Here is a 24,025-nt window from a genome sequence, read left to right as displayed (position 1 = left end):
GGCCTCGCCCGTAGGGTGCGGGCGAGGCCAGCCCCCGATTCGCCGACAGGGAGCAGGATGGATGCCGTGACCACGGCCACCGCACCGAGCACGCCCGGCCGCGCCCTCGCCGGGTTCGCCCGGCGGCCGGTCTTCCTGCTCGCCGCGGGGACCGCCGCCGTACTCCTCGCCACCGCCGGCCGCTACGGCTACTTCGGCGACGAGCTGTACTTCCTCGCCGCGGGCAAGCACCTCGCGTGGGGCTACGCGGACCAGCCGCCCGTGCTGCCGTTCCTCGCCTGGCTGGCGAACACGGTCGCGCCGGGCTCGCTCGTCGTGTTCCGGATCCCGGCGATCCTGGCGACCGCCGCGGGCGTGGTGTTCACCGCGCTCATCGCCCGCGAAATGGGCGGCGAACGCAAGGCGCAGACCCGCGCCGCCGCGGCGTACGCGATCTGCGGGCAGTTCGTCGGCAGCGGCCACTACCTCGCGACGTCCACTGTGGACCCGCTGCTGTGGACGATCGTGCTGTGGCTGCTGGTGCGCTGGATCCGCACCCGCGACGACAACCTGCTGCTGTGGCTCGGCGTCGCGACGGCGGTCGGGCTCAACGTGAAGTTCCTGATCGGCGGGTTCTGGGCGGTCACCGCGATCACCGCGCTCGTGTTCGGGCCGCGGGACCTGTTGCGCCGCCCCAAACTGTGGGCCGGCGCGGCGATCGCCGCGGTCGCGTGCGTGCCGACCTTGCTGTGGCAAGCCGCGAACGGCTGGCCGCAGCTGGGCATGGGCGACGCGGTCTCGCGCGAGGTCGAGGAAGCGGGCGGCCGGGCGATGTTCGTGCCCGCGCTGCTCGCCGGAGCCGGTCTGGTCATCGGCGCGCTGGGCGTGCTGTACGGGCTGGCTGTGCTGCTCGGCAGCGCCCGGCTGCGCGCGTACCGGTTCCTCGGCTGGACCGCGCTCGGAGTCTTCGCGATCTTCCTGATCGGCAACGGCCGGTTCTATTACGCCGCGGGCACTTTCGGCATCCTGTGGGCAGCCGCCGCGGTGCACCTGCAGGACCGGCGGCCCGCGTTGTGGTGGCGCTGGGTCCCGACGTGGCCGCTGTTCGTCCTCTCCGCGCTCTACAGCCTGCCCTACGCGCTCCCGGTGTGGCCCGAGCAGTGGCTGGTCGAGCATCCGACCGCGCCGCGCCCGGCGTACGCGATGGAGGAATACGGCTGGCCGGACCTGGCCGCGTCCGTCGCCAAGCAGTACCGCGCGCTGCCGCCGGAGGAACGGACCCGCACCGCGCTCGTCACCGGCGGGTACTGGCAAGCAGGCGCGCTCGGCCGCTACGGGCCTGAGCAGGGCTTGCCCGAGGCGTACAGCGCGAGCCGCGGATTCTGGTACTTCGGCCGCCCGAACGACAACGCCGACACCGTGCTGTTCGTCGGCCGCGAACCGGCGAAGCTGGCCGCCCATTTCCGGTCCGCGCGCGTCGTCGGCGAGGTCGACAACCGGCTCGGCGTCCCGAATTCCAGCCGGCACATGCCGATCTGGCTGCTCGAGGGCCGGATCGGCTCCTGGGCCGGGATCTGGCCGCAGCTGAAGGACCTCAAGGCGTGAGGCTCGAAGACCTCCGGGGGGTCAAACTCGACTGGCGGGGCTCGCTGACGCCTCCGGCGGTGGGGTGGAAAGAAAGGACGCCGGTGCGGTGGCACCGGTGGTTCAGCCAGGCCGAGACCGTGCTTGCGTGGCTCCTGCTGGCGGTCTCCGTCCTGCTCACCGTGCTGGGCAGCGGCCGGACGAGCGACTACCGGACGGGCACCCTGCTGATCGCCGCCGGCGCCGCGGTCTGGCTGCTGCTGACGACCGTCGTGCTCAGCCCGAAGCTCCGCGATCACCCGGTGACCGCCGCGGTGGCGTTCGCCGGGGCCGTCACGTTCGGCGCGATCCTCGAAGCGCGCGAAACGTACTTCGTCATCTTCATGATCTACGCGTTCTTCGCCGCGATGCGGATGAAGCCGATGGTGCTGGCCGTGCTCGGCATCGGCATCACGTCGCTGCTGATCAACACCATGACGCTCGGCGGGCCGATCCACGCGCTGTCGGACTCGCCGGGAATCTGGATCGCGCTGGTGACCGTGCAGACCGCGGCGATCAGCGGCGGCGGCGCGGTCTTCGCCGCCGTGGGCAGGCAGAACGCCGAACGCAAGCGGATGCTCGACCAGCTGGCGGCGGCCGAGGCGGAGAACCGCGGGCTGCAGCGGCAACTGCTCACGCAGGCGCGCGAGGCGGGCGTGCTCGACGAGCGGCAGCGGCTGAGCCAGGAAATCCACGACACGCTCGCGCAGGGATTCACCGGGATCATCACCCAGCTCGAAGCCGCCGCCCAAGCCCGCGGCGACACGGCCGAATGGGAACGCCACCTCGCCGCGGCCACCCAGCTCGCCCGGGAAAACCTCACCGCGGCCCGGCGTTCGGTCGCCGCGCTGCGCCCGGAGCCGCTCGAAACCGCGACGCTGCCCGAAGCGCTCGCCGAGGTCGCGCGGCTGTGGAGCGAACGCACCGGCGTGCCCGCGGAATTCTCGACCACCGGGACCGCCGTCCCGCTGCATCCGGAGCTGGAAGCCAGCCTGCTGCGGATCACCCAGGAAGCACTGTCCAATGTGGCCAAACACGCGCGGGCCAGCCGAGCCGGGATCACCCTGTCGTACATGGGCGACGAGGTGACTCTCGACGCGCGCGACGACGGCGTCGGCTTCGATCCCGCGCACCCGCCCGCGCCGCCGTCGGCGGAAGGCGGGCACGGCCTGCCCGGCATGCGGCGGCGCGCCGAACGCCTCGCCGGCACCCTGCACGTCGAATCCGAACCGGGCGGCGGCACCGCGATCTCGGCGCGCCTGCCCGCGATCCCGGCTGCGACACTGGATCCGACCGAGGGGGCCTCATGACCATCACGCTGCTCATCGCCGACGACCACCCGATCGTCCGGGACGGGCTGCGCGGCATCTTCACCGGCGAACGCGGCTTCGAGGTGCTGGGCGAGGCCGCGCACGGAGCCGAGGCGGTCACGCTCGCCGAGGCCCTTCGCCCGGACGTCGTGCTGATGGACCTGCGGATGCCCGGAACCGACGGCGTCGCCGCGATCACCGAGCTCGCCCGCCTCGGCAACCCGGCGCGCGTGCTCGTGCTGACCACGTACGACACGGATTCCGACGTGCTGCCCGCGATCGAAGCGGGCGCGACCGGCTATCTGCTGAAGGATTCGCCGCGCGAGGAACTGTTCCGCGCCGTCCGCGCCGCCGCCCGCGGCGAGGCAGTCCTCTCCCCCGCGGTCGCGAGCCGGATCATGGGCCAGATGCGCGCACCGGCCCAGGAACCCTTGTCGCAGCGGGAAATCGAGGTGCTGAACCTCGTCGCGCGCGGGTCGACGAACAAGGAAGCGGCGAAGAAGCTGTTCATCAGCGAGGCGACGGTGAAGACGCACCTGCTGCACGCGTACGCGAAACTCGGCGTGAAGGACCGCGCGGCGGCGGTGGCGGTGGCTTTCGAGCGCGGGTTGATCGGCTCCTAACCCCACAGTTCGCTGCTGCGGGACGCCACCTGGGCCACCACTGCGGCCACGAACTCCTTCCCCCGCAACGGATCCAGCTTCCGGCCGTCCCGTAGCCGAGGCGCGATCAGCCCCTCCGCAGCCTCCCGCGGGCCGAGTACCGCCTGGTACGGCACCAGCCGCCGGTCCCGGATCCGCGCGCCCAGGCTCCCCCGGTCCGCCGGGACGACCTCGGCGCGCAACCCGGCGTCCATCGCCTCCTCCGCGACCGCTTCGGCCGCCGGAAGTTCCGCGTCGCCAACCGGAAGCACCGCCACCTGTACCGGTGCCAGCCACAGCGGGAACGCACCGCCGTGTTCCTCGATCAGTTGTGCCAGCACGCGTTCGAGGCTGCCGAGCACCGCGCGGTGCACTAGTACCGGCCGGTGCGTGCGGCCGTCCGGGCCGACGTATTCGAGCCCGAACTGCTCCGGCTGGTGCAGGTCGACCTGCACGGTGGACAGGGTCGATTCGCGGCCGGAACTGTCGGCGATCTGGATGTCGATCTTCGGGCCGTAGAACGCCGCCTCGCCGGGACCGCGTTCGTACTCGATGCCGTCGAGCGCGTCGACGAGCACCTCGGCCGCCTGCTCCCACGCGTCGGCCGCACCGGCGTACTTGCCGCGGTTGTCCGGCAAGGAAAGGCGGTAGCGCGCGGGTTTCAAGCCAAGGTCCCGGTACACGCGGCGGATCAGCGCGAGCGCGCCCCGCACTTCCGCGCCGACCTGCTCGGGAAGGCAGAAAATGTGCGCGTCGTTCAACTGGATCGCCCGCACCCGGCTGAGCCCGCCGAGGACGCCGGACAGTTCGGCGCGGTACATCCCGCCGAGCTCGGCCAGCCGCAGCGGCAGTTCGCGGTGGCTGCGGGCGCGGGAACGGTAGATCAGCGCGTGGTGCGGGCACAGGCTCGGCCGCAGCACGATCTGCTCGCCGCCGAGATCCATCGGCGGGAACATGTCGTCGCGGTAATGCGCCCAGTGGCCGGAAAGCTCGTACAGCTCGCGTTTCCCCAGCACCGGCGACGCCACGTGCCGGTAGCCGGCCCGGCGTTCGATCTCGCGGACGTACTCCTCCAGCACGTGCCGTACGGCGGCGCCGTCGGGCAGCAGATACGGCAGTCCCGCCCCGATCAGCGGGTCGCTGCCGAACAGGCCGAGTTCGCGGCCGAGTTTGCGGTGGTCAGGCATGGCGGTCTCCTCACGGAAGGCGAGGCGAGCGCACGACGAAGCCCGGGGCGCTCGCCCCGGGCTCGAATGGCAGTGTTCAGCGCGCCGGGACGGGATCCGGCGTCGTCGTGGACTGGGCGCGCATCACGGCGCGAACGGTAACCCCGCACCCGGCGGGACCGCATCCGGTTTTCCGGCTCACGGCTTCCAGCCGCTTCGCCCAGCCCACTTCTCCGCGCGCACGAACGCCTCGTTGACCCAGCCCTGCTTCTCTTCCGCGTACTGCTCGACCGTGCCGTCCGCGGAATGCTTGCGCGCCAGCTCTTCCTTCACCTGGGCGTAGCTGTCGCGCTCGTCCGGGTGCGCGCGGATCCAGTCGCGGAACAGCAGCGCGAGCCGCCACGCCGGGGTTTCGGTGGACCGTACGTGCAGGTTGACCGGCCGCTTCGGGTCGGCGCTCTGGTGGAACCGCTTGAGCCACTTCCCGTCGCCGCCCTGCGGGTCGTCCCACCATTCGCCTTCGCGGCGCGGGAAACCGGCGTCGGCGAGCGCCTCGGCGAGTGCGTCCGCATCGTCCAAAGAGGACACTGTGAGCTGCAGGTCGAGGACGTCCTTGGCGAGCAGGCCCGGCACCGCGGTGGATCCGATGTGGTCCGCGCGCACCAGTCGCGAACCCGCGATCTGCCGCAGCCGCGCCAGCCGGCGTTCGGCCTGCAACGGCCAGCTCGAGTCGTACGGCGAGATCACCGGCGAGGCGGGCGGACGCGGTTTGCGCAGCCGGAGGTTCGCCTCGAACGGCACCAGCCGGTCCGCCCACAACGCGTCCACTTCGGCGAGCACGACGTCCGGCGTGCCGCCGTTGTCGAGCCACACATCCGCGACGGCGCGCCGCTGCTCCTCCGCTGCCTGCGCCCGGATCCGCGCCCGCGCGTCGGCCTCGGGCATGCCGCGCACCTCGACCAGCCGGCGCACCCGCACCTCCACCGGCGCGTCGACCACCAGCACCAGGTGATACGCGGGCGCGAGGTCGTTCTCCACGAGCAGCGGCACGTCGTGCACCACCACCGCGTCGTCCGCGGCCGCGGCCATCAGCTCGCCGGTGCGCTGCCCGACCAGCGGGTGCACGATCGAGTTCAGCCGCCTGCGCGATTCGTCGTCCGCGAACGCGCGCGCGGCGAGCGCGGGACGGTCCAGCGAACCGTCCTCGGCGAGGATTTCCCCGCCGAACGCCTCGGCCAGCGCGGCAAGCCCGGGCGTGCCCGGCTCGACGACTTCGCGCGCGATGCGGTCGGAGTCGATGACGACGGCCCCGTGTTCAGCCAGCCGGTTCGCCACCGTCGACTTCCCAGCACCGATCCCGCCCGTCAGGCCCACTCGCAGCATGGCCACACCCTACTGTGCCGATTGTCGGCCATCCGACCACCGCCACGGCCGGACGACTTCGCCGCACCGAGGCGTCGCTCCGCTCGCGGCCGGATGCGCAATGAGCCCCGCCGTCACCCGCTCAGGCGACACCGGATGCCCTGCACGTGCAATCGCACACGTACCCGCACACCCTCCGCGCAAACGCAAGCACTTTTTCGGGCGTAGCCGAACTGATGTGGGTGACACGCCGCGTGCTTGCGCTGTTTTCGCGGGTCGAGTGCGTACCGTGCGCGGCGGAAGGGTCGCCCACACGGAGGAACAATGGCGGAGAAGCACGTCGGGAAGCACCGGCTCGGCACCCCGGGTCTGGTGCACTGCGTCTCCTATCGCCAGGTCTCGGACGCACTAGCGGAGTACCGGCGCACGTGGTTCAGCGCGCTGCTCGTGCCCGCGAAGCACAGCCTGGCCGGCCTCCGCCGCCGCGCCCGCGAAGCCGCGCTCGAACACGCTTGGGTCCCCTCGGTTTCGCTGGAACGCGCCTGACCCGCCGCTCTCACGACAGGGTCCGCGAGGTACCGACGAAGGACGTCAACCTCGGCGCAATACGGCGAGTACGTGAGGGGAACCCTGAGGGACTCTGATTCCCTCAGGGTGGCCCTCACGGACGAACCTCGCTCACGCCACCCGCGTCGGCCTGGGCGGACACGCTTCAGCTGTGCCCGCAAGGCTCTGCTTGAGTCCTCGGCGTTGGTGCTGAAGTCCGTGAAGGACTCCCCCGAGGGACTCTGAATCCCTCAAGGAGCCCTTCACAGACCGATCGGGGTCAGACCGCGTGGGTTTCGATCGCGATCTCGTGGCTCAGCGTGCGGTGCACCGGGCATTTGTCCGCGATCTCCAGCAGCCGTGCGCGCTGGGCGTCGTCGAGGTCGCCTTCCAGGGAGATTTCCCGGGTGATCCGGCTGATCAGCCCGACCTCGGTCTCGCAGCGTTCGCAGTCGCGGGCGTGCACGCGGTCGTGCCGGAGCCGGACGGTCGTGCGGGTCAGCGGGATCCCCTTGCGGTCGGCGTACATCCGCAGCGTCATCGAGGTGCAGGTGCCGAGCGCGGACAGCAGGAGGTCGTACGGTGTGGGACCGGCGTCCGCGCCGCCCACGCTCTCCGGTTCGTCGGCGAGGAATTCGTGGCCCGCGGTCGTGACGCGCTGTGCATAGCGGCCGCTCCCGGCATCGGTGACGACGACAATGCCGGGTTCCGGCTGGGTCATGGGGAGGGATTCCTTCTGCTCGGCACCGCCCGCCCGGTCCGGGCGGTCGCTTGTGGACGGTCCGGGAACGACGTTCCCAAGAAGCCGTGAATATCGTATCTTCTGCTTGCGAGAAGCGGACGCGCTTCCCGCGGAGCACGGGCAAAAGGGGGTGGGAGATGGCCACCCGGCATCTCTCGACACGGCCGGCGGAGCAGCACAACCGCGGCCGGTTCCTCGACGCGGCTTTGACCGTCCTCAGCGAACGAGGCGTCGCCGGATTGACCGTGCGCGCGGTGGCCGAACAAGCCGGGGCGTCCACGATCACGGTGTACACGCGCTTCGGCGGCCGCACCGGCCTGCTAGACGCCTTGTACGAACGGGCTTTCGACCTGCTGGGCGAGGAACTGCGCACCGTTCCGCAGGACGACGGGATCGCCGAGCTGGTCGAGGTCGCCCTCGCCTACCGCCGGTTCGCCCTGGAGAGCCCGGCCCGCTACGGCCTGATGTTCGAGCGCTCGGTGCACGACTACGACCCCGACCCGGCGCTGCGGTCGGGAGTGCTGCGCACGAGTTTCGCCGAGTTCGTCGCGAAAATCGACCGGGTCTGCCCGCCGGACGTCGTCGCGCAGGAATGCGGCTACCTGCTCTGGACCTCGATGCACGGACTGGTGAGCGTCGAGCTGACGATCCGCTCGCAAAGCCCGCTCGACGACTGGTTCCTCAGCTCGGACGAATCCGCGCACGAAACCATCTACCGCCGGGGAGTCCACGCGACGATCGACGGGCTCGGGCTGCGCAACTGACCCGCGCCCGGTGCGTCGAGCCTCGGAGAACAGCCCGGGCAGACGCCCGCGACCCGGTGTTCGAGCCTTCGGCGCACGACAACGCCTCCGGGCCCGCGCTGCGGTCGGGATGTGCCGCGTACGAGATTCGCCGATTTCGCCGCGAGGCCCAACGTCGTCCCGCAGCACTGCGGCCAGCCCCAAGACCCAGAAAAACAATTCGGCCCCGGTCCACCAGGACCGGGGCCGAACTTGTCAGAGACTCAGCGAGTCAGTCGCTCACGCGCCGCCCGACAGCTTCTCGCGCAGGGCCGCGAGCTGCTCGTCGCTGGCGAGCGTGCCGCCGCTCTTCGCCTCGACCGGGGCGGACGAGGTGTAGCTCTGGTCGCCGCCCTCGATGCCGGTGGCAGCGTCGGCAGCGGCTTCGGCGTCGGCCTCGGCGGCCTTCTTGACCTGGGCCATGTGCGCCTCGTAGCGCGTGTGGGCCTCGGCGTACTGCCGCTCCCACTCCTCGCGCTGCTTGTCGAAGCCTTCCTGCCACTCCTGCGTGTCCGGGTCGAAGCCTTCGGGGTAGATGTAGTTGCCCTCGGCGTCGTACTCGGCGGCCATGCCGTACTGGGTGGGGTCGAACTCGGTCTCCGGCGTGACGCCCTCGTTCGCCTGCTTCAGCGACAGCGAGATGCGGCGGCGCTCGAGGTCGATGTCGATGACCTTGACCATGACGTCGCCGTTGACCTGGACGACCTGCTCCGGGATCTCCACGTGGCGCTCGGCCAGCTCGGAGATGTGCACCAGGCCCTCGATGCCCTCTTCGACGCGCACGAACGCACCGAACGGAACCAGCTTGGTGACCTTGCCCGGCACGATCTGGCCGATCGCGTGGGTGCGGGCGAACTGGCGCCACGGGTCTTCCTGGGTCGCCTTCAGCGACAGCGAGACGCGCTCGCGGTCCATGTCGACGTCCAGGACCTCGACCGTGACCTCCTGGCCGACCTCGACGACCTCGGACGGGTGGTCGATGTGCTTCCAGGACAGCTCGGAGACGTGCACCAGGCCGTCGACGCCGCCCAGGTCCACGAAGGCGCCGAAGTTGACGATGGAGGACACGACGCCCTTGCGGACCTGGCCCTTGGCGAGCGCGTTGAGGAACTCGCTGCGCACCTCGGACTGGGTCTGCTCGAGGTAGGCGCGGCGGGACAGGACCACGTTGTTGCGGTTCTTGTCCAGCTCGATGATCTTCGCCTCGAGCTCGCGGCCCACGTAGGGCTGCAGGTCGCGCACCCGGCGCATCTCGACCAGCGACGCGGGCAGGAAGCCGCGCAGGCCGATGTCCAGGATGAGGCCGCCCTTGACGACCTCGATGACGGTGCCCTTGACGGGCTCGTCTTTCTCCTTGAGCTCCTCGATCGTGCCCCAGGCGCGCTCGTACTGCGCGCGCTTCTTGGACAGGATCAGACGGCCTTCCTTGTCCTCCTTCTGGAGAACGAGGGCTTCGACCTCATCGCCGACGGCGACAACCTCGGCCGGGTCGACATCGTGCTTGATGGACAGCTCGCGCGAGGGGATGACGCCCTCGGTCTTGTACCCGATGTCGAGCAGGACCTCGTCGCGGTCGACCTTGACGATGGTGCCCTCGACGATGTCCCCATCGTTGAAGTACTTGATCGTCTTGTCGATAGCCGCGAGGAAGTCTTCCTCCGACCCGATGTCGTTGATGGCGACCTGCGGGGCCCCGGTCGGGGCGGTCGGGGCGGTGGCGGTGTCGGTGGTCATTAGGCGGGTTGCTCCGGTGGATGGGTGTCGTAGGTGGATGTGAAGTTGGCTACCGGCAGTGCACGCGGCGGGCTCGCAACCGGCATGCGACGACCCTGCTCAAACGTCCGGCGACCAAACGTTCCACCAGTGAACGACCGCGGCATGACCCGCTGACGATGCGCGGCCCCGGTGGGTAGTCACCCAGGCAGCGCGAACCCCACTGCGCTAACACGTATCGTACGCGGGCCTGTCCGGGGGACACAATCAGGGTCGCCCTCGGCTCCCGGTACCTTCCTCGCAACGTTTCCGCCGGTCCGGGCATTCCCCGCGCCCAGCCGGCCGCACCCGGGAGAGGAGACCGGCATGCCCGAGCCCGCCGCGGCCCCGGCGGACCGCCACGCGAGCGCCGAGGAACGGCTCGGCACGGTCGGCGTCGCCCATCGCGAAGTCGCCGGGAACGAGGCGGAAGCGGCGAATCTGGCCTGGTGGGACGCGGATGCCGACGACTACCAGGCTACCCACGGCGGATTCCTCGGCGACGCCGATTTCGTCTGGTGCCCGGAGGGCGTGCGCGAGGAAGAGGCGCGGCTGCTCGGCGACGTGCGCGGCAAGCGGGTGCTCGAAGTCGGCTGCGGACAGGCCGCGTGCTCGCGCTGGCTCGCGGCCGCCGGGGCCGAACCGGTCGCCACCGATCTGTCCGGCGGCATGCTCCGGCACGCCCGCGAAGGGAACGCCCGCACCGGCGCGGCGGTCCCCCTCGTGCAGGCGAACGCCGAGCGGCTTCCGTTCGCCGCGGCGAGTTTCGACATCGCGTGCTCCGCGTTCGGCGCGCTCCCCTTCGTGCCGTCGCTGGAGACCGTGTTCGGCGAGGTGCGCCGGGTGCTGCGCCCCGGCGCGCCGTGGGTGTTCTCGGTGACCCACCCGATGCGGTGGATCTTCCCGGACGATCCCGGCCCGCAGGGGCTCACCGCGACCCAGCCGTACTTCGACCGCACGCCATATGTCGAGGTCGACGACGACGGCACGGCGACCTACGTCGAATACCACCGCACGCTCGGCGACTACGTGCGCGCGCTCGACGCGTCGGGCTTCGCGCTGGAGGACCTCGTCGAGCCGGAATGGCCGGCGGGCCACACGCGCACCTGGGGCCAGTGGAGCCCGCTGCGCGGCAGGCTTTTCCCCGGCACCGCGATCTTCCGCACCCGCCGCGACTGACCGGCTACGCTGCGGCAGTGAGCTCCGCAGGCCGATTCGCCGAACTCGACCCGCTCCTGCCGCCGCCCGTCCCGCTCGCGGGCGGCGAGCGGCTGCGCGCGGTGACGGCGTCCGGCACGCGGGTTTCCGCGATGCTCCAGCGCTACCGGCACGGTCCGGGCGACGCTCCCCTGCTCTGGTCGGCGGCCGAGGTGTGGCAGCTGTTCCCGGATCCGGAAACCGCGGGCACCGAAGCGTTCGACGCGCTGCTCGGCGCGCTCCGCTCCCAAGTGGACACTGAAGCGCCGGGCGCCGATTCGGCGTGCGTGGTCAACTGGCCGAGCCGCGACGCCGAAGCCATCCGGGCTTTTCTCGATCACGGGCTGGTTCCGTTGGCCGCATTGGCGGTTCGCCCCGCCGTCGCGCCGGAAGAAACCGCCGCGGACGCGTCGATCCGCCTCGCCGGACCCGACGACTATCCGGCGGCGCTGGCGCTGTGCACCGCGACCTTCGACTACACCGGCCTTGTCGCGCACCGGAAACGCGAGCAGACCGCGGAGCTGCTCGGCCCGGCGCTGCGCCGCGCGCTCGGCGAGAAGGCGACCTGGCTCGCCGAGGCCGACGGCGAAGTGGCGGCGCTCGCGCAATGCGACTGGGTGGAATCCGCGCCCGGGAACGAGGCCGCCGAGCTGCTGCCGACCGGGTGCTGGGGGTACGTGAACAACGTCGTCACCGCCCCGGGCAGCCGCGGCCGCGGGATCGGCCGCGCGCTGATGGCCCGCGCGCACCGCGAGCTGCTGAACCAGGGCGCGACCGGCACCTACCTCTATTACAACCCGACCAATCCCCTGTCGTCGGTGTTCTGGCACCGGCAGGGCTACCGGCCGCTGTGGACGTCCTGGGAGGCACACCCAGCGTGGGCCTTGCGCTGAGCCCGCCGCTCTTTGGTGTGACGTCCGGCGAGCCGCCTTGCCGACCTCGCCAGGTCAGGTCTAACTTTTGAACTGACTAGTCAGTTCAAAATCCGTGGAGTGTGTCCTGTGCAGGTCCGTGCCGACCGGGTGTCCCTGAAGGGTCCCCACGGCCCCTTGTTGCCGCCTACCTCGCTCACCGTCGAGGAGGGCTGCCTCACCGTCGTGCACGGCGAACCGGGCGTCGGCATCACCGCGCTGGCGCTCGCGCTGGCCGGGCGGTTGAAGCCGACCACCGGGACCGTGACCGCCGAACCCGAGGGCGACCTGCGGCGGCTCGTGGCCGTCGTGGACTCGCCGGGAGTCAGCGAGCCGGACGAGGCCTTGTCGCTGCGCATCGTCGCCGGCGAAGAACTGGCGCTCGCACACCGTCCTTCCAGCAAGGATGCTGTCACAGCTTGGCTCTCCCAGCACGACGCGGCTCCGTACGCCGACAGCCGGTTCGAGAATCTCGAGCCCGCGCTGCGCATCCGGCTGCTCGCCGCGCTGGCCGCCGAACGCGACGGCGTGCGCGTGCTCGTCCTCGACGCGCCCGACCGGCACACCAGCAACGTCGAGACCTGGGCCGCGGTCGCGAGGGAGCACGCCGCCCGCGGGTTCGCTGTGGCGGTGCTGGCCGCGACGACGCCCGAGTCGGCGCTCCCCTGCCCGCCCGCCAAGGTCGGCGAGGTCGAGCAGCCGGACCCGGTCCGGCTGTACGCCCCGCCGGAACCCGCCGAGGCCGAGCAGACCCGGCAGCTCCCGGACACCGCCGAACTGACCGCCGAAACCGAGAACTCCGAGGGAGACCGGGCATGACCACCCCCCACAAGCGGGCCGGCGGACTGAACGCGTTCCGGATCGCGCGCAACGAGCTGCGCAGGCTGTCCACCGGGACCCTGCCGAAGCTCGCCATGTTCGCGCTCGTGATGGTGCCGCTGCTGTACGCGTCGTTCTACCTCTACGCGAACTACGACCCGTACGGCCGCCTCGACAAGCTGCCGGCCGCGGTGTTCACCGAGGACGCCGGCGCGAAGGACTCCGGCGGGGCCGAGCGCAACGTCGGCCGCGAGGTGACCGACGAACTGGTGAAGTCCGGCACCTTCCAGTGGCACCAAGTGTCCGAAAAGGACGCCCGGGACGGCGTGCGCGACGACAAGTACTCGTTCGCCATCGGCATCCCGCACGACTTCTCGAAGGCGCTGCTGTCGTCCGGCAATTTCGAGCCGGAGCAGGCGACCATCACGCTCACCACCAACGACGCCAACAACTACCTGTCCGGCACCATCGCGAAACAGGTGGCCGACCAGGTCCGCAAGACGATCGCGGAGAAGGTGGGCAGCGAGGCGGCGGACAAGTTCCTCGTCGGCTTCTCCACCATCTACGGCAAGATCTCCGAAGCGACCGACGGGGCCAAGCAGCTGGCCGACGGCGCGGCGAAACTCCAGACCGGGCAACATCAACTGTCCGACGGCGCGGGCCAGCTCGCCACCGGGTCGAGCAGTCTCGCGACCGGGCTGGGCACGCTCAAATCGAGCACCGCGCAGCTGCCGAGCCAGACGCAGAAGCTCGCCGACGGGGCGGGCCAGGTGGCCGACGGCAACCAGAAGGTGGCGAACGCGGGCTCGCTGGCCGCGTCCGCCTCGTCCGACGTGATGGGCCGGATCGACAGCTACCGCAGCCAGCTGGCCGCGAAGCTGCAGGAATCCGGGATGTCGGAGGATCTCAAGAACTCGATCCTGGCCGACTACGACAAGCTGCGCACGGACGCGAACCAGGCGAACGGGAAGATCCAGTCCGCCAACGGCGACCTGCAGAAGCTCTCCAGCGGCGCCCGGCAGGTGTCCGACGGGGCGCACCAGCTCGCGTCGGCCTCGCCGCAGCTGGCCAACGGGATCGCGCAGGCGTCCGACGGCGCGAACCAGCTGCGCGACGGCGCGGCGAAGCTCAACGACGGCGAGAAGACCGCCGTCACCGGCACCGACCAGCTCGCCGACGGTTCGGCGAAGCTGCGCGACGGGCTCGCCGCCGGGCTGAAGCAGATCCCGAACCCGGACGACCCGACCCGGACCGCCACTGCGAACACGATCGCCGACCCGGTCGCGGTCACGTCGAACGGCGTCGCGTCCGCGGGCACCTACGGCGCCGGGCTCGCGCCGTTCTTCATCTCGCTGGCCACCTGGATCGGCGCGTTCGTGCTGTTCCTGCTGATCCGCCCGCTGTCGACGCGCGCACTCACCGCCGGCGCGTCGCCGCTGCGCGTGGCGCTCGGCGGCTGGCTGTCCTCGGCCGTGCTGGGGCTGGGGCAGGTGATCGTGCTGTTCGCCGCGGTGACCTGGCTGGTCGGCATCCACGTGGCGCATCCGTTGGGCGCGATCGGCTTCGCCTGTCTGGTGTCGCTGGCTTTCACGTCGATCGTGCACGCGTTGAACGCGCTCTTCGGCGCGGTCGGCAAGTTCCTCGGGCTCGTGCTGCTGGTGCTGCAGCTGGTGAGCGCGGGCGGCACGTTCCCGTGGCAGACGATCCCGGACGCGCTCTATCCGCTGCACATCGTGCTGCCCATGGGTTATGCCATCGACGGGTTCCGGCACCTGCTGTACTCCGGCGCGTCGCTGCAGATCCTCGGTGACGTAGGGGTGCTGGTCGCGTACCTCGTCGGCGGGATCCTGCTGTCCACCCTCGCGGCGCGCAAACACCGGGTGTGGTCGGTCTCGGCGCTCAAGCCCGAGCTGAGCCTGTGAGGGAAACGACCAAACGGAAGCTCTTCGAGGCCACCTTGCGGCTGTCGGCCAGTCGCGGGCTGGTCGGGCTGACTGTGGACGACATCGCGGCGGAGGCCGGGGTCGCCAAGGGGACCGTTTACTACAACTTCGGGTCCAAGGACGGGCTCGTCGACTCGCTGCTGCGGTTCGGCGTGGATCTGCTCGCCGGGCGGTTGCGGGCTGCCGGGTCGGACGACGATCCGTTGGCGGTGATCGAGGCTCAGGTGGATACGACGCTGGAGTTCATCGCGGAGTATCCGGGGTTTTCGCAGATCGTGGTCAGCGAGTTGTGGCATACGCCGGGGCGGTGGCACGACACGTTGGCGTTGCTGCGGGAAGAGCTGATCGCTGTCGTGAAGGCGCAGCTGGAGCGCTTGGACGCGGCTGGGCGGTTGCCGGAGGGGCTGGACATCGCGACGGCCGCGGCTGGGTTGTTCGGGACGATGCTCGTGGTGGCGTTGGATTGGCAGGTTTTTCATCCGGCGCGCGATCGGGCGGATGTGCTGGGGTCGGTGATGTTGCTGATTCGCGGGGTCAAGAGGTGAAGCTCGGGGGTGACCTTCCCTGGGCGACGTGGTGGGGCCCGGCGTTCGGTGCCGGGCCCCTGGGGGTTAGTGGCAGTTGGCGCAGCAGCCGCAGCCCTTGCCGGTGCAGGCGGAGCAGCATCCGTGCCGCAGGACGGTCTGGAACAGGCGTTTGATCATTGCTCGGTCCTTCCGGGTTGGTTCTTCCTGCGTGGGTCACGCTAAGTGGGGTCGTGGTTACTGGGGTACCGCTGACTGGGCTTGGGGGCGGGTGAATCCTCCCTCGGGGTGTCTCGGCTCGTCGCCTGGCGGCGACATTGCGCTCTGGCGTGCGTGGGGCACCCCGAAGCTTGATTGTGCTGACGGTCTGAGGGTGCAGGAGAGCTTCGTATCGGGGTGCGGGGGTTGTGGGTGCACCGATTGTTGGGTGCATCGGTGGCGGTTTCGTTCGTGGCGGGGCTAGCGCCCCAATGTGGCATTGGGTGCATGTGACGCACCCAATGTGGCGTTCGTTGCGTCTGACGCACCCAATGCCGCATTGGGGCGCATCGCGGGCGGGTGAGGCGCTGGCGGGTGCGCCGTGAAGGGCTCCTTGAGGGAATCCACGTCCGTGAAGGAGCCCTTCACGGACCGGCGAACGGTCGTGAGGGCCACCCTGGGGGAATCAGAGTCAATGAGGGTTCCCCTCACGGCTTCACTGTCCACAGGGGACGTTGAGCCAGTCTGCGTTGGGGATGCTTTTTCTCGTGTCTTCTAGGCGGGTCAGCAACGGTTCCAGTTGGGTGGGGTCTGCGGTGTATTCGAGGATTGCTCGGTAGAAGGCGCCGGTCATGGTTTTGGGCATTAGGTCGGAGGCGTCGAAGCAGACGGGTTTTCCTGAGGTGAGGGTGTCGGCGACCTTGCGGCGCACTGGGTCGCGGTAGACGTTCTTCGCGACAGCGGTTCCTGCGGAGAAGGCGGTCGCGTTGGGGTTGCCTGCCCAGATTTGCTGGGCTTCCGGCGAGACCAGGAACTCCAGGAACTGGCGGGCTTGCGGGGTGTCGGCGAACATCGCGGCCAGGTCTGCCGAAACCTCCGACGCGCCGGAGCCGGGGAACGGGAAGAAGTCGTAGTCGGTTCCCGGTTGCGGGCGGGGGCCGGCCGGGGTGTGCAGGTGCATGGTTTGGTAGCTGCCCATCGCGAACGAGCCCTGGTGTTCCATTCGGCAGCCTGGCGGGTCGGCGAAGAGGGGGCGGGCTGCGTCTCGGAAGTCGGTGAGCAGGGCGGAGGGGGCGCCGCCTTGGATGCCGCCCGGGTGTACTGCCAGGGTGCCCCAGTCTTGGAACGCTTTGCGCACTGGGTCTGAGGTCCACGGGAGAGTTCCGGCGGACCATTGGCGGTAGATCTCCGGGCCTGCGGAGTGCAGCAGGATGTCTTCGACCCAATCGGTGCCGGGCCAGCCGGAGGCGGGAGGGGCGGCTAAGCCTAGGCACCATGGGGTGTTCTGGCTGTTCGCCAGGGTTACCAGCTGCGGCCAGGTGGTGGGTTTCGGGCCGGGCAGGGTTGCCGGGCGGTGCCAGATCGCGCTTTTGAGGTCGGCCTTCACCGCGACGGAGTAGAGCTTTCCGGTGCCGAGGCGTTGCAGGTTGACCCATTGCCTGCCGTAGAAGGATTCGGCTTGGGGTTCCAGGAAGTCGAGGGGTTTGATTTCCTGGCGGCGGGCGTAGTCGGCCAAGAGGCCAGGGCTGGACAGGACTGCGATGTCCGGGGCGGCACCTTGCTGGACGTCTGCGGCCAAGACCTGCTCTACCGCGCGCGTGCCTTGATAGTGGACTTCGATGCCGGTCTTCGCTTCGAAGCGTTGCTTGACCTGGTTGAACGCGGCTTCCTCGCCTTCGGTCCAGACGCCGATCACCTGCAGCGTGTTGCTGCCTGCGGCGACTCCGCACGCCGACGAAGCCGCTACCAGCGCGGCGGCGGTCAGCAGGAGCAGGTTCTTCCACAGTGGACGGTTCATGGGCGGTACCGGTATTCGTCGATTCTTCGGTACAAGCCGACGACGGTCAGGGCTCCGGCGAGGATCAGGGCGGCCGGGACCAGCACTGGCAGGCCGCCGGATTCGGTAGCTGCGGTTCCGGCGGTTGTCACTGCGCGGGCGGCGGACGTGATGGCGTTCTGCGCTGGAGCGGTGGTCGAGGCGGACAGGGTTTGGCGGCGGAAATCGTCCACAGTGGACCCGCAGCCGGGTGGGCCGCAGCGTTGGTACAGGAGGGCGGCTAAGCGGGCGTGGCCGTCGGCGTCGGCGGCTTCGATGCTTTTCTCTCGGACGGCGACTGCTTCGTCCACGCTGCTGCGCACGGTGTCGAGGCGTCCGGCTAAGGCGGCGGCCAGCAGCAGACCCGCGACGACGCCCAGTCCTAGGGCGGTCGCGCCCAGCAGGGGCAGGTTCAAGCGGCGGCGGAAGCGTTGGCGGAGGAAGACTTGCGTCGACACCAGCAGGGCGAGCAGGACGAGCGGCGGCAGGAGCCAGAGGATCAGCGGGCCCGCGCTCATTCTCGTGCCGGAGATCTGGGTGTCCAGGGCGGCGCGTTCGTCTTTTTGCAGTTTGCCCAGCAGGTCGAGGACGTTGTCGGGGCCGTGCAGCAACAGCGACGCGTACCAGAGGTCGGCCAGCCCGACTAGTTCCCCGCCGGGTTGCCGGAAGTGTGCGTCCGCTTGGCCCATGGCTCCGGAGTACGACGCGACCAGACCTTCGACGGTTTGCAGGGTTCCGGTGCCAGGCTCGCCTGCCTGGTTGAACTCCGCGACGCGCGCGAGGCTTTGGCTCGCCGACGCCATCCGGTTTTCGTACTCCTGTCCTGGACCGGCCAGTTTCGCTTCGCCGGAAGCGAAACTGGCGATGGCGGCGGCGTCGGCGGACACGAGGGCGTCCCGCGCGGCCGCGACCTCGAGGATCGCCCGGCTGGTCGCGGACGAGATCTGGTCGGCTGTCCGGACCACGCCGCTTACCGCGAGGTACGACGTGACCAGCGCGAGCACGGTCCCGGCCAGCAGCACTGCCCTGATCCGCACGAGTGCTTGCCGCGTCCGCAGCGTCACGCGGCACCTCCGTCGAACCGTTCGCCGCACTCTTCGCAGAATCGCGCGTCGGACGGGTTCGGGTTTCCGCACTGCAGGCAGATCGCCGGTTCGGCGTCCGGAACGGGCACGGCGCGGGTGTCGCGAGGTTCGCCGCCGACGTTCGAGACCGTGGAGACCAGCAGGTTGAGCAGTTCGCTGCGGGTGACCTCGGGGCGCAGGCGCACGTCGTCGCCGTCCGTTTCGACTACCCGGGCGAGCCGGCGCAGCACCTCCTTGTTGCCGGTCCGCGTGGCGATTTCGACGGCCTGGCCCCATTCCCGCGCCGCGCGTGCGTGGTCGCCCGCGGCGTAGGCCTCGTCGGCGTTGACCAGTGCCTCGCTCAACTCGGCGTGCATCGTGTAGCGGCGCACCTTCGGGTCGACCAGCGTCGGTGCGACCGGGTCGCGGGTCCAGTGCGCCAGAACGGGCACCGCCGAATCCGGCGAGCCGTCGACCTCGACCCAGGCGAGCATCCGGTCGGAGCCGTATTCCGGTGGAGCGTCTGCCGAAACCTCGACCGCGAGCTGGAATTCCCGGGTCTCGCCGGCGCTCCAGGAGCCGAGGGAGAGGACCGTTTTCCGGTCGCCGTCGGGGACGCAGCGCGAGGTCAGGTCGTATTCGCTCGGCCAGACCTGTTTCACGAACCGGAGCGTGGTCTGTTCGGTGACGCCGATCCGCAGGCGCGCTGACGGGATGACCTTGACGAGCGCCGCGGCCATCAGTGCGCGGAAGTCGTCGACCAGGTCTTCGTCGCGCACCACCGAGTCGACGGAACCGCGCAGCACCCGGCCGATCTCGACCAGTTCGGCGCGTTGCCAGCCGTCGCCGATTCCCCTTGCGTCGCAGACGAATTGGCCTTCGCAGGCGTCCAGTTCGCGACGCAGTGCCTCCGGGGATTGCGACTGGTTGTTGCCGTCGGTCAGCAGGATCGCGTGGCGCACTGCGTCCGGCACCGAAGCGAACAGATGCCGTGCGCACTCCAGCCAGGTGCCCATCGCGGTGCCGCCGACCGCGACGAACCGCTCCACTGCGGCGACCGCGGCTGCCCGCGTTTCGTTCGACGCGACCGCGAGGCCGAACTCGGCCGGATACGCCAGGTCGGCGCGCTCGGTGCCGCGGACGACGGCGAAAGCGACACCGTCCGGGAGAGCCCAGATCGCCGCGGCTGCGGCCCGGCGCGCGGCGGCGATCTTCGTCGGCGGGTAGCGCATCGAGGTCGAGCAGTCGACCAGGAGCACTTCCGCGCCCGGCGGCCGAAGAGCGGCGTCGCCGTCGTCGCGCGCGGAAACGGTGACCACGGCCTGCATCGCGGTGTCGCCTTCGCCGAGGTAGCGGTTCTGATGGACCTCGACGTCCCAACCCCTGCTCATCCCTCGCCCCTTCGCCGCCTACACCCAGGTCGTCGGCCTCGTCTCGTTCGCGCGGTCGACCAAAGCGTCGTGGTGCTCCGCCGAACCCGCCCGGCGCGCGATCCGCCGGTACGACTGCTCCACCAGCAGCCGAAGCCCGTGCTCGTCGAGCCGTTCGCCGAGCACCGGGCCCGGCGGCATCCCGCGCATCCCGGCCAGGAAGCACCGCAGCGCGCTCTCGCGGACCTCGGCGGTGAGCCGGTCCGCCGTGTCGCGGTCCACTTCCAGCGCGGACAGCCGGTCGATCGCCTCGGCCAGGTCCTCGATGTCGGGCAGCGCGTCGCCCACCGGCAGGATGCCCGCGCGCACGCGGATTCCGGCGATCCGGGCCGCCTCGTCGTGCCGCGAGTACTCCGGGACCTGGTCCAGCAGTTCCACCGCGGCCGTGCGCTCGTCCAGCTGCAGATGCCCGCGAGCCAGCCCGAAAACGGCGTTGACCTGCAGATGGTCGCGCACCCACAGCGCGTCGTAGTAGCGCGCCGCCTTCTTCGGGCCGCCGCAGTGCTCCGCGCACAGGCCGAGCGCGAGCTTCGGCGTCTCCTCCCCCGGGATGTCGCGGTGGACGCGCTCGAACCAGGTCTGCGCGGTCTCCACCGCGCCGGCGGCGAGCGCGACCAGCCCGCGATGCCAGGCGATCCGCCAGTCGTGCTTCGCCCGCGCGCCGAGCAGTTTCTCGGCCGCATCCACTCGTCGCGCGGCTTGCTCCGTGCCAGTTGAGTCCACTTCGGACAGTTCGAGCCAGGCCCGGCAGCGGCGCAGCTCGACCTCGACCGTCGAGTCCGCGCGTTCGAGTTTCTTCAGCAGCCGAGCGGGATCCGGCGCGCGGACGGTGCGCAGGAAGGTGGCCGCCGGATCGTGCGGATCCTCGTGCGGCACCGGCAATCCGAGCGCGATGTCGAGCGGTGCGGGCAGCGCGCCGAGCGGGCCTGCGGCGCGCCGGGCGCGACGCACCCACTCCCCGACCGGCCGCGGCTGGCCGAGCCCGGCGTCCAGCAGTACCGCCGCTTCGGTGAACAGGGTGGAGATCGACGGCCGCGACTGACGATCGCGCAGCGAAAGGATCTCGTGCAGGACGCCGTCGAGCTGCACGAGCATTTCGCCGGTGGTGGCGAACCGGTGCTCGTACGGCCCGGTCGCCCGGTCGAGCACCTGGGTGAAGGATTCGACGCCGAGCGCGATCCGTTTGTCGGCCGGACGCGGCCAGCCGTCGCTGCAGCGGAACAGGTCGCGCAGCGTCGCGCCGACGGTGTGGATGTCCGAGCGCACGGTGAGGCCGTGCTCGTCCAGTTCGGTCGCGCCGATCTGGAACCGCGGGTTGCCGACGATCGGGCTGGTCTGGTCGCCGATCTTGCGGATCGCGCCGAAATCGATCAGCTTGACCCGCTTCTCGCCGTGGATCACGTTCTGCGGGCTCAGATCGCAGTACAGCAGCCCCTGTTCGTGCAGGTAGCCGAGCGCGGTGAGGATCTCCCGGCCGTACGCCACGACGTGCTCGACCAGCAGTTTGCCCTCGGGCCCGTCGAGCATCGCGCGGCCGCGCCGCATCACCTCCGCGAGCGGGAGGCCGTCGACGAACTCCATGACGATGTAGCGCGCGTCCGGCCCGCCGTGCGGATCGGGATGCGTGGCGACGTCGTGGATCCGGACGATGTTCGGGTGGTCGAGCGAGGTCAGCACCTGGCTCTCGGTCTCGGCGATCCGCACCGCGGCTTCGTCGCCGGTGTTGAGCAGGCCTTTCAGTGCGACGTACTGCTTCAGCCGCAGGTCGGTGCCGAGGTAGACGTACCCGAGACCGCCGCGGGCGATGCAGCCGTGCACCTGGTAGCGGCCGTCGACCACGTCGTCCGGAAACAGCTTGGGAGAGAAGGAAAACGGCGTGCCGCACTGTGAACAGAAGCCTTCGGTGCGCGCGGGACGGCCACCCGCCGAGCGGCCGACCGGCGCGCCGCAACCGCGTTTGCCGCAGTACCGTTCGTCCTCGGCAACGTGCGGATCGGCGAGGACGCGCCCGGCGATGTCCGGCAGGACGACCACGGGGAGCGGGATGTAGTCGTCGCCGGTGCCGTGCCCGGCGGTCTGCTGCTCCCGAGTGACGACGGTGTCGGCGATCCGGCTCGCGCCCGGAGCGGGGATGACGAGCGTCGCGTCGGCTTTCGGCGGCGGCTTCTTCGGCTCGGATCCCGGCGCCCAGCCGCATTTCGCGCAGAACCCGGCGCGGCTGATCGTGCCGGAGCAGTTCGGGCGGGCGCAGGCGATCATCGATTCCCCTTGCGCACCGCGGCACCGAACGCCTCGACGGCCGCCGCGGCCTCCTCCGGATCGCACGCGCCCTCGTACAGCAGATGCCAAGCGTTGGCGTACAACGAATCCAGCAGCGGATCCTCGACCCGGCCGGCTGCGCGGGCACGGTCTCCGTAACCGTCGAGACGAAACCTCAACTCGGTACGGCGGTCATGTGCCGCGTCCAGCCGATCGCGTGCGCTTTTCGCCGCGGCCAGATCGGCGGCCACCACCCCGGCGACTTCCTCGACGTGTCGTTCCGCCCACGCGACCTCACCGAGATCGGCGGCTTCCTGCAACCGGCTCACCGCGCCACGGCGGCGACGCACCCGCGGCGGCGGAATGTCGCTCACCGCGAATCGCGGAGCCAGTTCGGAGAGGTGTTCCTCGATCGCGGCGAGTTCGTCGATCTGCTTGTCCAGCGCGGAAATCCGGCGCGCCAACCCGTCCGGGCGCGCTCCGTTCCGGCGCGACCGCAACTCCGTCAGCCCCGGCGACGACTCGCGGCGGAACCCGAGCGCGAGCCGGATCCCCAGCCCCGCGGCACGGTCCGCGAGCGGCGCGAGCACCTCGCCGATCAGCTGTTCCGGCTCGGCCGCGTCGTCGATCGCGTTCACCACCACCGTGCGGCCGACGCCCGAATGCGTCACCCCGTTGTCCAGCGTGAGGTCAAGCCGCTCGGCGAGCCGCTGCCGCACCTGAGCCGAGGTTTTGCCCGCCGCGTCCACCGCGAGGTCGACGCTTCCCGCCGGCGGCAAGGTTTCCTTGGCCAGGGTGTCGCGCAGTGCGTTCGCCGCCGCCGAACGCTCCCGGTCGGCGAGCACCACCGCGAGATCCAGCGCGGCGGCCTTCGCGGACCCGGCCTCGCCGGTCACGACGATCCACACGCCGCGCCCCTCGCCGAACCAGCCCACGACCTCGCGCGCGAACTGCGGGTCGTAGGCGACCCGATCGAGTTCGCGGCCGAAGGTCTGGTCGACGGCCGGGCTCCCCCGCCCCCACCGGTCCGCGCCGAGGTAGCCGAGAATCGTCTCGACCGGGATCATCCACGCGACCCGCTCGCCCTCGGCCTGGTAGCGGGACACGACCATGCCGACCACGCGGCCGGTCTCCTCGTCGAGCACGGCGGTGCCGCTGAACCCGCCGGTGATCGGCTGGTCGTCGTTCTTCCGGCCCAGCTGCACCCATTCGCATCCGGGCCCGCCCTCGCCGGCGAGCTCGCCGAACGTCCACAGCCCCTCGTCCGCGCCTTCCGGGAACCCGTAGGCGCGCACGGCTTGCCCGTCGGACAACGGCATCCGGTACAACGGCGCGCCTTTGGCTCCCGGCACCCGTTCGGCCAGCCGCAGCACGGCGATGTCGCCGCGCTCGTCCGGCCCCGGCGGCACCCACGCCCCCGGCACGACGCGGCCGGAACCGACCGGGGTGCCGGGCAGCCCGACGAAATCGACCAGGACGTCCGCGTCCGGCCCGCCCGCCCGCTCGACGACGTGCGCGCAGGTGAGCACATGGTCCTCGTCGAGCATGGTGCCTGCCCCGCGGATCCCGCCGGTGCGGTCGCGCAGGCGAACCCGCCAGCGTCGACGCTCGGCCTGGTACCCCACGAGGGGACCCTACGCCGCGCGATCGGCGGCCCGGGCGGCGTTCGCGGAAAGTGGCCCACGCTGGAGCAGCAAGCTCACCCGTTCAGCGGCGTGCAGACACTTCTCGTGGGTGACACCGGTTTCGGGGAGTCGCATCGTGTTGGCGGGCAGTCAGATCGCCGCGACGGTGGTGGCGATCTTGCTTGGGTTGGCGGGCAAGGGTTTCGGGCTTCCGCGCCGGGTTCGACGCGGGTTGGCCGAGGCGAACGGCGGATCTGCGGAGGCTGCTGATTCGGGTTTGCTCGGCTGGGTTCGCTACCGATTCCGTTGCCCGTGCGGGTTTGCTCGGTTGGGTTC

The 24,025-nt window shown here is 70.6% G+C and carries 19 protein-coding genes; 10 read left to right on the top strand and 9 right to left on the bottom strand.

Annotated elements, in window-relative coordinates:
• Positions 1 to 66 precede the first annotated feature (66 nt).
• From EIZ44_RS14710 to EIZ44_RS14700, 3 genes are all read left to right on the top strand, one after another.
• Entirely contained in the window at positions 67 to 1,584 is a 1,518-nt protein-coding gene (locus tag EIZ44_RS14710; protein WP_439098596.1) for an ArnT family glycosyltransferase, read from the top strand.
• An 83-nt stretch (positions 1,585 to 1,667) separates the two neighbouring features.
• Complete coding sequence (locus EIZ44_RS14705) at positions 1,668 to 2,912, top strand: sensor histidine kinase (RefSeq protein ID WP_134729110.1); 1,245 nt, start codon at positions 1,668 to 1,670, stop codon at positions 2,910 to 2,912.
• Complete coding sequence (locus EIZ44_RS14700; protein WP_037818105.1) at positions 2,909 to 3,535, top strand: response regulator; 627 nt, start codon at positions 2,909 to 2,911, stop codon at positions 3,533 to 3,535. Before EIZ44_RS14705 ends, EIZ44_RS14700 begins: the two co-directional genes overlap by 4 nt.
• Here EIZ44_RS14700 and thrS read toward each other — a convergent pair.
• Positions 3,532 to 4,740 (bottom strand): threonine--tRNA ligase, encoded by a 1,209-nt coding sequence (gene thrS / locus EIZ44_RS14695; RefSeq protein ID WP_043828556.1) that lies wholly within the window; start codon positions 4,738 to 4,740, stop codon positions 3,532 to 3,534. The two genes, EIZ44_RS14700 and thrS, sit on opposite strands and share 4 nt — an antisense overlap.
• 177 nt (positions 4,741 to 4,917) lie before the next feature.
• Positions 4,918 to 6,102: a dephospho-CoA kinase gene (gene coaE, locus EIZ44_RS14690; RefSeq protein WP_134729108.1), complete on the bottom strand. Its 1,185-nt coding sequence runs from the start codon at positions 6,100 to 6,102 to the stop codon at positions 4,918 to 4,920.
• A 303-nt stretch (positions 6,103 to 6,405) separates the two neighbouring features.
• On the opposite strand from coaE, the gene EIZ44_RS14685 reads away from it, so the two are divergent.
• Positions 6,406 to 6,627, top strand: a complete 222-nt coding sequence (locus EIZ44_RS14685; RefSeq protein WP_037369167.1) for a hypothetical protein — start codon at positions 6,406 to 6,408, stop codon at positions 6,625 to 6,627.
• A 280-nt stretch (positions 6,628 to 6,907) separates the two neighbouring features.
• On the opposite strand, the gene EIZ44_RS14680 is transcribed toward EIZ44_RS14685, so the two are convergent.
• Complete coding sequence (locus EIZ44_RS14680) at positions 6,908 to 7,348, bottom strand: OsmC family protein (protein ID WP_134729106.1); 441 nt, start codon at positions 7,346 to 7,348, stop codon at positions 6,908 to 6,910.
• A 158-nt stretch (positions 7,349 to 7,506) separates the two neighbouring features.
• Here EIZ44_RS14680 and EIZ44_RS14675 point away from each other — a divergent pair, with 158 nt between their 5' ends.
• A complete protein-coding gene (locus EIZ44_RS14675) occupies positions 7,507 to 8,133 on the top strand; it encodes a TetR/AcrR family transcriptional regulator (protein WP_037818099.1) in 627 nt (208 codons plus the stop codon).
• Positions 8,134 to 8,391: 258 nt separating this feature from the next.
• Here the strand turns inward: EIZ44_RS14675 and rpsA are convergent, their stop codons facing one another.
• Positions 8,392 to 9,885: a 30S ribosomal protein S1 gene (rpsA, locus tag EIZ44_RS14670; protein WP_037818097.1), complete on the bottom strand. Its 1,494-nt coding sequence runs from the start codon at positions 9,883 to 9,885 to the stop codon at positions 8,392 to 8,394.
• A gap of 345 nt (positions 9,886 to 10,230) precedes the next feature.
• On the opposite strand from rpsA, the gene EIZ44_RS14665 reads away from it, so the two are divergent.
• The 5 genes from EIZ44_RS14665 (at position 10,231) to EIZ44_RS14645 (ending at position 15,318) form a co-directional block, all read left to right on the top strand.
• Positions 10,231 to 11,082, top strand: a complete 852-nt coding sequence (locus EIZ44_RS14665; protein WP_037818096.1) for a class I SAM-dependent methyltransferase — start codon at positions 10,231 to 10,233, stop codon at positions 11,080 to 11,082.
• A gap of 17 nt (positions 11,083 to 11,099) precedes the next feature.
• On the top strand, positions 11,100 to 11,993 hold the full coding sequence (locus tag EIZ44_RS14660; RefSeq protein WP_037818223.1) for a GNAT family N-acetyltransferase: 894 nt from the start codon (positions 11,100 to 11,102) through the stop codon (positions 11,991 to 11,993).
• A gap of 108 nt (positions 11,994 to 12,101) precedes the next feature.
• Entirely contained in the window at positions 12,102 to 12,830 is a 729-nt protein-coding gene (locus EIZ44_RS14655) for an ABC transporter ATP-binding protein (protein ID WP_037818095.1), read from the top strand.
• A 26-nt stretch (positions 12,831 to 12,856) separates the two neighbouring features.
• On the top strand, positions 12,857 to 14,752 hold the full coding sequence (locus EIZ44_RS14650) for a YhgE/Pip domain-containing protein (RefSeq protein WP_134668029.1): 1,896 nt from the start codon (positions 12,857 to 12,859) through the stop codon (positions 14,750 to 14,752).
• Positions 14,749 to 15,318, top strand: a complete 570-nt coding sequence (locus tag EIZ44_RS14645; RefSeq protein WP_037818094.1) for a TetR/AcrR family transcriptional regulator — start codon at positions 14,749 to 14,751, stop codon at positions 15,316 to 15,318. The genes EIZ44_RS14650 and EIZ44_RS14645 overlap by 4 nt, the downstream gene beginning before the upstream one ends.
• A gap of 673 nt (positions 15,319 to 15,991) precedes the next feature.
• On the opposite strand, the gene EIZ44_RS14640 is transcribed toward EIZ44_RS14645, so the two are convergent.
• Genes EIZ44_RS14640 through EIZ44_RS14620 form a run of 5 tightly spaced genes read right to left on the bottom strand, consistent with a single transcriptional unit; the run spans position 15,992 to position 23,689 of the window.
• Positions 15,992 to 17,293: an ABC transporter substrate-binding protein gene (locus tag EIZ44_RS14640; RefSeq protein ID WP_134729104.1), complete on the bottom strand. Its 1,302-nt coding sequence runs from the start codon at positions 17,291 to 17,293 to the stop codon at positions 15,992 to 15,994.
• A complete protein-coding gene (locus EIZ44_RS14635; protein WP_240691303.1) occupies positions 17,290 to 18,375 on the bottom strand; it encodes a GlnX family signal transduction membrane protein in 1,086 nt (361 codons plus the stop codon). Before EIZ44_RS14635 ends, EIZ44_RS14640 begins: the two co-directional genes overlap by 4 nt.
• On the bottom strand, positions 18,372 to 19,766 hold the full coding sequence (locus EIZ44_RS14630; protein WP_134729102.1) for a vWA domain-containing protein: 1,395 nt from the start codon (positions 19,764 to 19,766) through the stop codon (positions 18,372 to 18,374). Before EIZ44_RS14630 ends, EIZ44_RS14635 begins: the two co-directional genes overlap by 4 nt.
• An 18-nt stretch (positions 19,767 to 19,784) precedes the next feature.
• On the bottom strand, positions 19,785 to 22,064 hold the full coding sequence (locus tag EIZ44_RS14625) for a serine/threonine-protein kinase (RefSeq protein ID WP_134729100.1): 2,280 nt from the start codon (positions 22,062 to 22,064) through the stop codon (positions 19,785 to 19,787).
• Positions 22,061 to 23,689 carry a trypsin-like peptidase domain-containing protein gene (locus EIZ44_RS14620; RefSeq protein WP_240691302.1) on the bottom strand — a complete coding sequence of 543 codons (1,629 nt, stop codon included), beginning with the start codon at positions 23,687 to 23,689 and terminating at the stop codon, positions 22,061 to 22,063. Before EIZ44_RS14620 ends, EIZ44_RS14625 begins: the two co-directional genes overlap by 4 nt.
• Positions 23,690 to 24,025: the final 336 nt, after the last annotated feature.

The sequence above is a fragment of the Amycolatopsis nivea genome (assembly GCF_004522235.1).
Taxonomy (GTDB): Bacteria; Actinomycetota; Actinomycetes; order Mycobacteriales; family Pseudonocardiaceae; genus Amycolatopsis; species Amycolatopsis nivea.
Note: the sequence above shows the minus strand (reverse complement) of the source record. Positions and strands in the feature narration are given on the sequence as shown.

What these genes read in the sequence shown, in the direction of transcription:
- EIZ44_RS14675 (WP_037818099.1), top strand. Translation starts at nt 7,507, where the DNA reads ATGGCCACCCGGCATCTCTCGACACGGCCGGCGGAGCAGCACAACCGC.
- EIZ44_RS14700 (WP_037818105.1), top strand. Translation starts at nt 2,909, where the DNA reads ATGACCATCACGCTGCTCATCGCCGACGACCACCCGATCGTCCGGGAC.
- thrS (WP_043828556.1), bottom strand. Translation starts at nt 4,740, where the DNA reads ATGCCTGACCACCGCAAACTCGGCCGCGAACTCGGCCTGTTCGGCAGC.
- EIZ44_RS14665 (WP_037818096.1), top strand. Translation starts at nt 10,231, where the DNA reads ATGCCCGAGCCCGCCGCGGCCCCGGCGGACCGCCACGCGAGCGCCGAG.
- EIZ44_RS14640 (WP_134729104.1), bottom strand. Translation starts at nt 17,293, where the DNA reads ATGAACCGTCCACTGTGGAAGAACCTGCTCCTGCTGACCGCCGCCGCG.
- coaE (WP_134729108.1), bottom strand. Translation starts at nt 6,102, where the DNA reads ATGCTGCGAGTGGGCCTGACGGGCGGGATCGGTGCTGGGAAGTCGACG.
- EIZ44_RS14685 (WP_037369167.1), top strand. Translation starts at nt 6,406, where the DNA reads ATGGCGGAGAAGCACGTCGGGAAGCACCGGCTCGGCACCCCGGGTCTG.
- EIZ44_RS14625 (WP_134729100.1), bottom strand. Translation starts at nt 22,064, where the DNA reads ATGATCGCCTGCGCCCGCCCGAACTGCTCCGGCACGATCAGCCGCGCC.
- EIZ44_RS14630 (WP_134729102.1), bottom strand. Translation starts at nt 19,766, where the DNA reads ATGAGCAGGGGTTGGGACGTCGAGGTCCATCAGAACCGCTACCTCGGC.
- EIZ44_RS14680 (WP_134729106.1), bottom strand. Translation starts at nt 7,348, where the DNA reads ATGACCCAGCCGGAACCCGGCATTGTCGTCGTCACCGATGCCGGGAGC.
- rpsA (WP_037818097.1), bottom strand. Translation starts at nt 9,885, where the DNA reads ATGACCACCGACACCGCCACCGCCCCGACCGCCCCGACCGGGGCCCCG.